At 67.5% G+C, this 11,418-nt stretch carries 5 protein-coding genes and 1 pseudogene; 4 read left to right on the top strand and 2 right to left on the bottom strand.

All coding sequences use genetic code 11. The features are described 5' to 3' along the window. The first annotated feature begins 22 nt into the window (after positions 1-22). From RT567_RS01305 to RT567_RS01320, 4 genes are read left to right on the top strand one after another with little or no spacing between them, the layout of a single operon-like run. A complete protein-coding gene (locus tag RT567_RS01305; RefSeq protein WP_313573772.1) occupies positions 23-2,893 on the top strand; it encodes a TonB-dependent receptor in 2,871 nt (956 codons plus the stop codon). A 15-nt stretch (positions 2,894-2,908) separates the two neighbouring features. Then, the gene (locus RT567_RS01310; protein ID WP_003166175.1) at positions 2,909-4,507 is read left to right on the top strand and encodes an AbgT family transporter; all 1,599 of its coding nucleotides are present in this window, start codon (positions 2,909-2,911) and stop codon (positions 4,505-4,507) included. Then, entirely contained in the window at positions 4,504-6,360 is a 1,857-nt protein-coding gene (locus RT567_RS01315) for a CocE/NonD family hydrolase (RefSeq protein WP_313573774.1), read from the top strand. Before RT567_RS01310 ends, RT567_RS01315 begins: the two co-directional genes overlap by 4 nt. A 3-nt stretch (positions 6,361-6,363) precedes the next feature. Next, positions 6,364-7,287: a LysR substrate-binding domain-containing protein gene (locus RT567_RS01320; protein WP_040347066.1), complete on the top strand. Its 924-nt coding sequence runs from the start codon at positions 6,364-6,366 to the stop codon at positions 7,285-7,287. Positions 7,288-7,425: 138 nt separating this feature from the next. Here the strand turns inward: RT567_RS01320 and RT567_RS01325 are convergent, their stop codons facing one another. Further along, complete coding sequence (locus RT567_RS01325) at positions 7,426-10,815, bottom strand: error-prone DNA polymerase (RefSeq protein ID WP_313573778.1); 3,390 nt, start codon at positions 10,813-10,815, stop codon at positions 7,426-7,428. Next, positions 10,812-11,418, bottom strand: a pseudogene (locus RT567_RS01330) (DNA polymerase Y family protein); the annotation flags it as partial. The pseudogene RT567_RS01330 and the gene RT567_RS01325, both read right to left, overlap by 4 nt.

An 11,418-nucleotide genomic window follows, 5' to 3' on the forward strand; every position in this document is an offset into this window, starting at 1 on the left:
CGGAAATCGGGAAGTGATTATCATGGCATTGGTGAGTGGACAGGCGCGACGCCTGCGGAACGGCGCGGCGCTGGCGGTTCTGACCTGGATTGGGGCGGGGAGCGCCTGGGCGCAGGAGCAGGCGGCGGCGCAGCCTGAAGCGGCCACCTCGGTCAGCGAGATCGTCGTCACCGGGTCGCGAATCCAGCGCAAGGACGCCGATTCGGTGGGGCCCGTGCTCACGCTGACGGCTGAGGACATCAAGAGCTCTGGCGCGACCTCGATCGGCGACCTGTTGCAGAAACTGCCCTCTGCGGGCGTTAGCCTGAACAGCAACGGCACCCAGGGCACCTCCTACGGCGCCTCGTCGATCAACCTACGCTACCTCGGCGGCGCCGAGGGCAGCGGCAACCGCGTCCTGGTTCTGGTCGACGGCCACCGCTGGGTGGACGGGGTGGGCCAGCGCGGCTTCCGCGACTTCGTCGACCTGAACACCATGCCGCTGGGCATGATCGAGGGCATCGAGGTGCTGAAGGACGGCGCCTCGGCCATCTACGGCGCCGACGCCATCGCCGGGGTGGTCAACATCCAGACCCTGCGCGACTTCGACGGGGTGCGTCTGAGCGCCCGCTACGGCTCGACCGATCGCGGCGACGGCGAGCAGGTTCAGACCATCGCCAACTTCGGCAAGCGCTTCGACAACGGCGCCCTGGTCTTCTCGGCCAGCTATGTGAAGGATAGCCCGATCCTGACGACGGATCGTGACCTGACGCGGGTTTCCCTTGTGCCGCTGACGGCGCCGGGCACCAGCCCCTATGGTCTGTTCACCCTGCCGGGCCTGGCCAACAACGCCTATTTCGGCACGGGCGCCGGCTTTGCCAGCTCGGCCTCGCCGATCACGGCCAATGGCTTCGGCTCCATCGGCGCGGGCGCCTTGGCGGACAACAGCTTCCACGTGGCCAGCCTCCCGGGCGACTATTTCAACCCGCTGACGCAGGGCGTCTACACGACCGGCCCCAGCGAGCGTTACGGCTTCTATGGCCGTTATCGCGGCGACCTGTCCGATACGTTGAGCTTCCATGCCGAGGCGCTGTTCAACCGTCGGGTGTCGGATCAGATGTTTGCGCCGGTGCCGCTGGATATCGGCGGCACGGCGGGTTCGGTGCGCGGCTTCAGCGTGTCGGCGAACCACGCCTACAACCCCTTCGGCACGGCTAACGGCGTGCCGGGCGCCAACGCCCTGGCCTTCAACGCCAATCAGGCGTGGCGGGTGCGCAAGGTCATGTCCGACGTGGGCAACCGCGACAACATCCAGGACGTGAAGACCTACCGCTTCGGCGCGGGCTTTGACGGCCAGATCCGCCTGTTCGAGCGTGACTGGAGCTGGGACGCCTACGGCAGTTACGCCCGCAACGAGATGAAGTCTTCGGCGCTGAACGGCATCAACTACGACAACCTGTTCCTGGGGCTGGGCAATCCGGCGACCTGCGCCGCCACGAAGGGCTGCGTGCCGGTCAATCTGTTCGGGCCGATGAGCGCCGAGGCGGCGGACTACATCCGCTTCACCACGCGCGAGTCCAACAGCACTGAGATCTACGACCTGGCGTTCAACGTCACCGGCGACCTGTATGAGCTGCCGGCCGGTCCGCTGGCCGTGGCGGCGGGCTATGAATATCGCCAGAACAAGGCGACCGACACGCCGGACCCCCTGGTCAATGCGCCGTCCAAATATCTGTCGAGCGCCTACGCCGCCACATCGTCTCAGACGCGCGTGCCGACGACGGGCCAGTACAGCCTGCATGAAGCCTATGTGGAGCTGGCCGCGCCCCTGCTGCGCGACATGCCTATGGCGCAGAGCCTCGATCTGAGCTTGGCCGCTCGTTATTCCAACTACGACACCGTCGGCGACGCCACCACCATGAAGGTCGGCCTGGGCTGGCGGCCGGTCGAGGACGTGCTGGTGCGGGGCACCTGGTCGCAGGGCTTCCGCGCCCCCTCGATCCTGGAGCTGTTCCAGGGCGGCCGCGAGGTGCTGCTGCAGGTCATCGACCCGTGCAACGGCGGCGCCGCCGCCAACCCCAGCCTGCCGGGCTGCGCCGGGGTGCCTGCGACCTATCACCAGCAGAACCATCAGACCCTGATCCCCGGCACGACCTCGGGCAATACCAACCTGAAACCTGAGACGGCCGACACCTACAGCCTGGGCGTCGCCTTCAAACCGCGCTGGGTTCCGGGTCTGAGCCTGACGGTAGACTGGTACGAGATCACCATCCAGGACGCCATCGCCTCCCAGTCGGCCGCCCAGATCATGAATCTGTGCGCGGTGCGCGGCGATCCCTATTGCTCGCTGATCACCCGCGACGCCTCGACCGGCGCCGTGCTGAACCTGGTGCAGGGTGCGCAGAATCTGAACGAGATCCGCACCTCGGGCGTCGACGCCACCGCGCGTTATGAGTTCAGCACCTCGGTCGGCCGTTTCGCCGCCATGGTGGACGTCTCCTATCTGAGCGAGTTCTCGACCGTCAGTCCCGACCCGGCGGGCGGCCCGTCCATCGTCGACGACCGCGCGGGCAAGGGCGACCGTTCGCGTTCGACCTATCCGCACTGGAAGGGCCAGACCTCGCTGCGCTGGAGCGACGGCCCCTGGAACGCCTCGTGGCGCGGCCGCTACATCGGCGACAGCACCGACGTGGTGAACCCGGTCAAGGACGCCAAGACCGACGCCGTCTTCTATCAGGATATGGAGGCGGGTTATCGGTTCGAGCGCTACGACACGACCATCACGGTGGGGGTCAACAACCTCTTCGACGTGATGCCGCCGGCGTCCTACGCGAACGCCCCCATCAACTTCGACATGTACACCTATGACGTGCGGGGCCGTAGCGCCTACGTTCGCCTGGGCTTCCAGTTCTAGGATCAGGCGTTTCTCATGACGGACACCGAGGCTCCGCCGACCGACGCCGGTCGGCGGAAACGGGGCTGGCTCGACCGGATCGAGGCGATGGGCAACGCCTTGCCGGATCCGGTCTTCATCCTGCTGTTCTGCATAGGGGTGCTGGTCGCCGCCTCCGTGGTGGCGGACTGGACCCAGTGGAGCGCCGTCAATCCGGTGACGGGCGAGCGGCTTCAGGCCCAGAGCCTGTTGTCCGAGGCCAATGTGGCCCGGCTGCTGGTCGACATGCCCAAGACCCTGACCAGCTTCCCGCCTTTGGGGCTGGTGCTGGTCGTCATGATCGGGGCGGCGGTGGCCGAGCGGTCGGGTCTGTTCGCAGCCCTTCTGGGCGGCGGGGTGCGACGGCTGCCGGTACGTTTCTTGACCCCGGCGGTGTTCGTCATCGGCCTGTTTTCACACCATGCGTCCGATGCGGCCTATGTGGTGCTGATCCCTCTGGCGGCCCTGGTCTACGCCAAGGCTGGGCGACACCCGCTGGCCGGGATCGCCATCGCCTATGCGGGGATTTCGGGCGCCTTTGCGGGCAATGTAATCCCCGGTCAGTTCGATTTGTTGATGCTGGGCATCACCGCCCCGGCGGCGCAGTTGCTGGACCCCGGTTTCGGGGTCAATCCGCTGGGCAACTGGTGGTTCACCCTGGCCATCGGCGTGGTCTTCACCCCCATCGCCTGGTTTCTGACCGACCGGGTGGTCGAGCCGCGCCTGGGCGTCTGGGACGGCGACAGCACGGCGGGCGAAGCCGAGGCTGCGGGCCTGGGTGTTCTGGGGCCGGCGCAGAAACGCGGCCTGCGTCGCGCAGGTCTGGCGGCGTTGGTGGTCGTCGGCCTGTTCGCCGCATTGACCCTATGGCCGAGTTTCAGCCCCCTGGTGGATCATGAGGCCGTGGGGCCGCGCCGCCTGGCGCCCTTTTACGGCGCCCTGATCGCCGCCTTCATGCTGTTGTTCGTCTCGACGGGCTGGGCTTATGGCGCGGCGGCGGGGACCATTCGTTCGCACCGCGATCTGGTGAAGATGATGGCCGATGGGCTGAAGAGCATGGCGCCCTATATCGTGCTCGCCTTCTTCGCCGCCCACTTCGTGGCTATGTTCAGCTGGTCCAACATGGGGCCGGTTCTGGCGGTGAAGGGCGCCGAGAGCCTGAAGGCCCTGGCCCTGCCGCTGCCGCTTCTGCTGGTCGGCCTGCTGCTGATGTCGTCGGTTCTGGACCTGGTGATCGGCTCGGCTTCCGCCAAGTGGGCCGCCATGGCGCCGGTCGTGGTTCCCATGTTGATGCTGCTCGGCGTGTCGCCCGAGATGACCACTGCCTCCTACCGGATGGGCGATTCCATTTTCAACATCGTCACCCCACTGGCCAGCAACTTCCCCCTTGTGCTGATCATGTGCCAGCAGTGGAAGCCCAAGTTCGGCGTGGGGTCGATGATCGCCCTGATGTTGCCCTACAGCGCCGCCTTCGGCGTGGCGGGGATGCTGCTGATCCTTACATGGGTGGGGCTCCAGTTGCCGGTCGGACCGGGCGCGCCGGCCGCCTATCACCTGCCGCAGCCTGCTGTGGCCGCTTCAGCCGTTACGCCATGACCGATCTGCCGCACCTGCCGGGCGTCCGCATCCTGCGCGACGTCATGATCCCCATGCGCGACGGCGTCAGCCTGGCCGCCGACGTCTATCTGCCTGAGGGCGATGAGGGACCGCTGCCCGTCCTGTTGGAGCGCACGCCTTATGACCGGCGCGGGACCAACCACGCCGACCGTAGCGCCGCCGATCCGACCCCGCGTTCCAAGCCTGCGATCGCAGCCGAGTTCGCGCAGGACGGCTATGCCTATGTGCTGGTCGACTGCCGGGGGCGCTACGGCTCCGAGGGCGTCTTCACCAAATACGCCAATGAAGCCGAGGACGGCTTCGACGTCATGGGCTGGCTGGTGCAGCAGCCCTGGTGCGACGGCCGGATCGGCACCCTGGGCCTGTCCTACGGCGCCCATGTTCAGGCAGCGGCCGCCTGTCTGAACCCGCCTGGGCTGCGGGCCATGTTCATGGACTCTGGCGGATTCTCCAGCGCCTTCCACAGCGGGGTGCGTCAGGGAGGGGCATTTGAGCTGAAACAACTGACCTGGGCCATGAAGCACGCTCGCCTGTCCCCGCTCAGTCAGGACGACCCGGCGCGGCTGGAGGCCCTCAACGCTCAGGACGTGCGCGACTGGATGGCGGTCAACCCATGGCGGCCGGGGCGGACGCCGCTGGCCGCCGCCCCCGAATACGACGCCTTTATTCGGGACATGTGGCGCCGCGAGACCTTCGACGACTTCTGGCGCGCGCCCGACTTCTGCGCCGCCTGCCATGAGGGTGGGTTCACCGACGCGCCCATGGTTTTCATGAGCAGCTGGTACGATCCCTACGCCCTGTCGGCGACGGAGAACTACGCCCGGTTCAGCCGCAGCAAAGCCGGGCCGGTCAAGCTGGTCATGGGACCGTGGACGCATGGCCAGCGCTCCGTCCGCCACGCGGGCGACGTGGATTTCGGTCCTGCGGCGACGTTGGACGGCAATCTGGCGCCGGACTACCTCGCCCTGCGCCGGGCCTGGTTCGACTGCTGGCTGAAGGGGCGGGTCGCGCCCGACGCCCTGGCGGCGCCGGTCAATCTGTTCGTCATGGGCGGCGGCAGCGGGCTCAGAACCGCTGAGGGGCGGCTGGACCACGGCGGCCGTTGGCGGGCCGAGGCCGGCTGGCCCCTGCCGGGTACGGTGTTCACCGACTTTCACCTGCACGCCGACGGCGGCCTGTCGACCGAAGCGCCGCCGCCGGGCGAGCGGAGCTGGCGTCATGATCCGGCTGATCCCGTGCCGACCATCGGCGGGGCCATCGCCTCGGGCGCGCCAGTCATGGCGGCGGGTGGTTATGACCAGCGAGAGACGCCTGGCCTGTTCGGCGCGACGGTCGTCGGACGCGCCCTGTCCGACCGCGACGACGTCCTGACGTTCGAGACAGCGCCTCTGACGGCGGCCGTCGAGGTCACCGGGCCGATCACTGCGCGCCTGTGGGTGTCGTCCTCGGCGCTGGACACGGATGTGACGGTCAAGCTGGTCGATGTTTATCCGCCCAACCCCGACCATCCAGAAGGCTACGCCTTGAACTTGACCCACGGCGTGCTGCGCCTACGGTTCCGGGACTCCTTCGCGGCGCCGCGCCCGTTGGTTCCGGGTGAGGTCTATGACGTCGAAATCCAGCTGTTTCCGACCAGCAACCTGTTCGCGGCGGGCCACCGTATCCGCCTGGACGTGGCCAGCAGCAACTTCCCCCACTTCGACGTCAATCCAGGCTCGGGCGCCCCGGCAGGCGAGGCCAGCGGGGCGGTGGTCGCGATCAACCGCATCCACACCGGGCCGACCTGTCTGTCGCGGCTGGTCCTGCCGATCGTTCCGGCGCGCGGGAGCTGAATGATGGCGCTGGTCTCGGCCGGCGCCCGGAGACCGATCCGTCTGCGCGCCATGCGGACGTTTCAGGCGATCCTGCAACTGGGGTCGGTGACGGCGGGCGCACGCGTCCTGGGCCTGACTCAGCCGGCCGCCAGCCGGATGTTGGCCCAGCTGGAGCAGGATCTCGGCTTTGAGCTCTTCTACCGTGACCGGGGACGGCTGATTCCGACGCAGGACGGGCTGCTGCTGTACGAAGAGGTCGAGCGCGCGCTGGATAACGTCGACCGGGTTCAGGAGCTGGCCCGCGACATCTCGGATTTTCGCGTCGGCCAGCTGCGCCTGGTCGCCCCGCCCAGCTTTCTGGAAGCGGTGCTTCCGGACGTCATCGCCGATTTTCTGGAACGCTATCCGCGCGTTCATCTCTCGATCGACTCGCACGGAGTGGAGACGGCCAAGAGCATGATCGCCTCGCGCGCCGTCGACGCCGGGTTCGTCAAACTGCCGCTGAACCGCGACGATCTGGACTCGTGCACGGTTCTGGTCAGTAAGACCGCCTGCGTCCTTCCGGCTGATCATCCTTTGGCGGCATTGCCCGAAATCATGGCGCAGGACCTGAAGAACACGCCTCTGGTGATGCTAGGGCAAGGGCGGCGGTTCCGCTCCCAGGTCGAGGCCGCCTTCGCCGAGGCCGGCGTCATCCCCCGAATCTGCGTTGAAACCCACACGGTGGCCTCGTCTTGCGCCCTGGCTGCGCGCGGCGTCGGCGTAGCTATCGTCAACGAACGACTGGCGCAGGCCTATGTGCGCGATCAAACCGTGCTGCGTCGGTTCAATCCAGACATTCTGCATGAATACGCCTTCGTGGTGTCCAGCAGCGTCAAGCCGTCGCGTCTGGCCGAGGAGTTTCTTAGACTGCTGCCACCGGCTCAAGAACCGGCTGTGGACTAGCTTGGGGGCGATTTCGGTCCGTAGGTTTCATCCCGAAATCGGCCTCGTTAATCACAATCAAGGCTTGGGCAAAACGGCCTCCAGCAATGGACCCGAATGTCCGCTTCCTGACGGCGAGCCAATGGCCGCTTCTGGCGCTTAGTGGAAATCCCGCGACCCCGGCAGGATGCGCACGTCGCGCGGATGCCGGTGCGACGGTTGGCGCGGCGGTTGCGGATGGGCGACGATGTCCGCGCGGGCCAACTGCACGTGGGTTTCGTGGTCTTCTGACAGGCGGGACAATTCGGTGCTGCGGTCAATGATGCGGCGGGCGACGACGTGGATGACGCCTTCAGGGCTCTTCTCGACGACGCCTTCGACCTGCAGCAGTCGGGCGCTCATGACCTCGCGCCGGAACTGATCCAGCATACGCGCCCACAGGACCACGTTGGTGATGCCGGTCTCGTCCTCCAGGGTCACGAAGACGGCGTTGCCCTTGCCGGGCCGCTGACGCACCAGGACCACGCCGGCGACCTGCACCCGCGATCCGCCGCGTTTCGCCTCGGTTTCGGCGCAGGTCAGGACTCGCTCGGCGGCGAAGACGGGGCGCAGGATGGCCATGGGGTGAGCCTTCAGCGACAGGCGTGCGGTCTGATAGTCGGCGGCGACGTGTTCGCCTAGCGGCATCAGGGGCAGATGGACGTTGGGCTCGCTCCCCAGTTCGCGGGCGCCGCGCTCGCGCGCCTCGGCGGCGGCGAACAGGGGCAGAGGATCGTCGTCGGGCAGGCGACGCACCGCCCACAACGCCTCGCGCCGATCCTGTCCCAGGGAACGGAAGGCGTCGGCGTCGGCCAGCTTACGCATGGCGGCGGCGGGCAGTTCAGCGCGACGAGCCAGGGTTTCGATATCGGCGAAGGGCGCCTCAGCCCGTGCCGCCGACAAAGCCTTGGCCCAATCCTCCCTGAAGCCGTCGATCTGGCGCAGGCCCAGACGCAGGACAGGGGCGTCTTCCGGCCCCTCCAGGCTGTTGTCCCAATCGCTGTGGGAGACGTCGATCGGGCGCACCTCGACCCTGCCGACCTCCTGCGCCTCGCGTACGATCTGGGCGGGCGCATAGAAGCCCATCGGCTGGCTGTTCAGCAGGGCGCAGGCGAAGGCCGCCGGGTGGCGGTGCTTGATCCAGGACGAGACATAGACCAAGCGGGCGAAGCTGGCGGCGTGGCTTTCGGGAAAGCCGTAGGAACCGAAACCCTTGATCTGCTCGAAGCAGCGCTGGGCGAAGGCCGGGTCATAGCCGCGTTCGACCATCCGTCCGACCATCCGGGTTTCATAGGTATGCAGGCTGCCGTCGCCGCGGAAGGTGCCCATGGCCTTGCGCAGGCCATTGGCCTCGCCGTCGCTGAACTTGGCGGCGACGATGGCCAGCTTCATCGCCTGTTCCTGAAACAGGGGCACGCCGAGGGTCTTGTGCAGCACCTGTTCCAGTTCGTCGGGCGGGCCGTGATCTGGGGAGGGCGAGGAATAGACGACCTCCTCCTCCTTGTTGCGGCGACGCAGATAGGGGTGAACCATGTCGCCCTGGATCGGGCCGGGGCGGACGATGGCGACCTGGATGACAAGGTCGTAGAGGCAGCGGGGCCTCAGCCGCGGCAGCATGTTGATCTGGGCGCGGCTCTCGACTTGAAAGACTCCGATGGACTGGCCCCGGCACAGCATGTCGTAAACGGCCGGGTCCTCGCGCGGGAGGGTGTGCAGTTCCCAATCCTCCTTCTGATGCGCGCGGATCAGGTCGAACGCCTTGCGGATGCAGGTCAACATGCCCAGTGCCAGCACATCGACCTTCATCAGGCGCAGGGCGTCGATGTCGTCCTTGTCCCATTCTATGAAGGTGCGGTCGGGCATGGCGGCGTTGCCGATGGGGACCATCTCGTCCAGCCGGTCCTGGGTCAGGACGAAGCCTCCGACGTGCTGGCTGAGGTGGCGGGGGAAGTTCAGCAGGCGAGACGCCATCTCGACTGCGCGGGCGATCAGGGGATTGGCTGCATCCAGTCCCGCCTGAACGACGTGGCGATCGCCGATCTCGGTCCCCCAACTGCCCCAGTGGCTGGAGGCCAGACGAGCGGTGACGTCTTCGGTCAGACCCAGGACCTTCCCCACCTCGCGGATGGCGCTGCGGGGGCGGAAGTGGATGACGGTGGCGGCGATGCCGGCGCGATGGCGGCCATAGCGTTCGTAGAGGTGCTGGATGATCTCCTCGCGCCGCTCGTGCTCGAAATCCACGTCGATATCGGGCGGTTCGTTCCGGTCCTCGGACAGGAAGCGTTCGAACAGAAGATCGGACTCCATCGGGTCCACCGAGGTGATGCCGAGGACATAGCAGACCGCCGAGTTCGCGGCCGAGCCGCGCCCCTGACACAGGATGCGCTTGTTACGCGCCACGCGGACGATGTCGAAGATGGTCAGGAAATAGGGGGCGATATCCTTGCGGGCGATAAAGGCCAGTTCCTTGTCCAGCAGGGCCTGGACTTTGTCGGGAACGCCGTCGGGGTAACGCATGGCGGCGTGGCGGCCCGTCAATTCTTCCAGCCAGGCCTGTGGCGTCCAATCGGGCGGGACCGGCTCTTCTGGATATTGATAGCTGAGCTCGGACAGATCGAAGGTCGCGCGCGACAGGAAGGCGGTCGTCTCGGCCACAGCCTCGGACGCGTCTTTGAACAGAGCAGCCATTTCATCCCCGGGCTTCAGCCAGCGCTCGGCGTTGGCCTCCAGTCGACGGCCGGCGGTTTCGATGCTCGCGCCTTCGCGGATGCAGGTCAGGACGTCCTGCAGGTCGCGGTCATCGGGAGCGGCGTAGAGGACGTCGTTGAGCGCCAGAAGGGGAACCTCCACCCGCTCCGCCATGGCCTTGAGCCGAGCCAGCCGGCGCCGGTCGTCGCCGCGCCTGTGCAGGACGGCGCCCAGCCACACCGCGCCCGGTGCTGCCGCGTTCATGCGGGCCAGCACCTCTTCCAGCCCTGTCAGCCGGTCCGGCGGGACGAGGATCAGCAGCAGGTCCTCCGGATCGGCCAGCAGGTCGCGCAGGCCGATCTCGCATTCGCCCTTCTTCGCCCAGCGATTGCCCAGGGTCAGCAGGCGCGTCAGCCGACCCCAGCCCGCCCGCGTCTCCGGATAGGCGATGACATCTGGCGTCCCATCGTTGAAGACCAGCCGCGTCCCGGTCAGAAGGCGGAAATCCGCCGCACGGCGCTTCACTTCTTCGGACAGGGCCGGATCATTCAGCGGGTCCTCGATGAAGGCGATCTCGCCGGGACTGCCGCCGTCGCGCATCCTGTCCGGCGGGGCCAGGCCCTCGACGCGAATCTCCTTCAGCGCGCTCCAGGCCCGCACCACGCCCGCTACAGTGTTGCGATCGGCCAGCCCCAGACCGGCATGGCCGCGCTGGATCGCCGTCAGCACCAGGTCCTTGGGATGCGAGGCGCCGCGCAGGAAGGAGAAGTTGCTGGCCGTCGCCAGTTCGGCGTAGGCGCCGCAAGGGTCGAGCCTCCTCATGCGAACAGGCCGTGGATGAACCAGCGCGGCTCGGGCGTCTCGCCATAGAGACCCTGACGGAACAACCAGAAGCGGCGGCCGTCCCGATCCTCGACCCGGTAGTAGTCGCGGGTACGCTGGTTCGGCGCGCGCCACCATTCGCCGCTGATCCGCTCGGGGCCTTCGGCGCGCGTCACCTCGTGCAGGACGCGGCGCCAGCGGAACTTCAGCGGATAGCCGTCGGGGACCTCGGCCAGGGTTTCGACCGGCTGGGGTGGATCGAACATCTGCAAGGGCCGCAAGGGCGGATCGTCGGGATCGAGGTCGGGCCAGGTCTCGTCGCCATGAGGGGCGGCGGCCGGGACCAGCCGCGCCGCGCGTTCGGGAATGTGCGAGGCGAAGGGTTCGAAACGCAGCACGGCTTCCGGCCCCAGACGCGCGGTCAGCCGGTCCACCAGGCGGCTGAAGGCTTCCTCGCCGGGCGTCTGGCGCTCCAGCCCCTGCTGGGTCGGCGCCAGGAGCTGGGTCCAGGGCACGGACATCCGCATCTGGTCGAAGCCGAAGCCGGGGTCCAGCGGAGCGGCCAGGGCCGCCATCCGCTCGAGGAACAGCCGCAGGGTCGCG

The sequence above is a fragment of the Brevundimonas sp. genome, from assembly GCF_032107865.1.
Classification (GTDB): domain Bacteria; phylum Pseudomonadota; class Alphaproteobacteria; order Caulobacterales; family Caulobacteraceae; genus Brevundimonas.

Excerpts from the sequence above, each read along its gene's own strand:
- RT567_RS01305 (WP_313573772.1), top strand. The coding sequence starts at position 23 with ATGGCATTGGTGAGTGGACAGGCGCGACGCCTGCGGAACGGCGCGGCG.
- RT567_RS01310 (WP_003166175.1), top strand. The coding sequence starts at position 2,909 with ATGACGGACACCGAGGCTCCGCCGACCGACGCCGGTCGGCGGAAACGG.
- RT567_RS01315 (WP_313573774.1), top strand. The coding sequence starts at position 4,504 with ATGACCGATCTGCCGCACCTGCCGGGCGTCCGCATCCTGCGCGACGTC.
- RT567_RS01320 (WP_040347066.1), top strand. The coding sequence starts at position 6,364 with ATGGCGCTGGTCTCGGCCGGCGCCCGGAGACCGATCCGTCTGCGCGCC.
- RT567_RS01325 (WP_313573778.1), bottom strand. The coding sequence starts at position 10,815 with ATGAGGAGGCTCGACCCTTGCGGCGCCTACGCCGAACTGGCGACGGCC.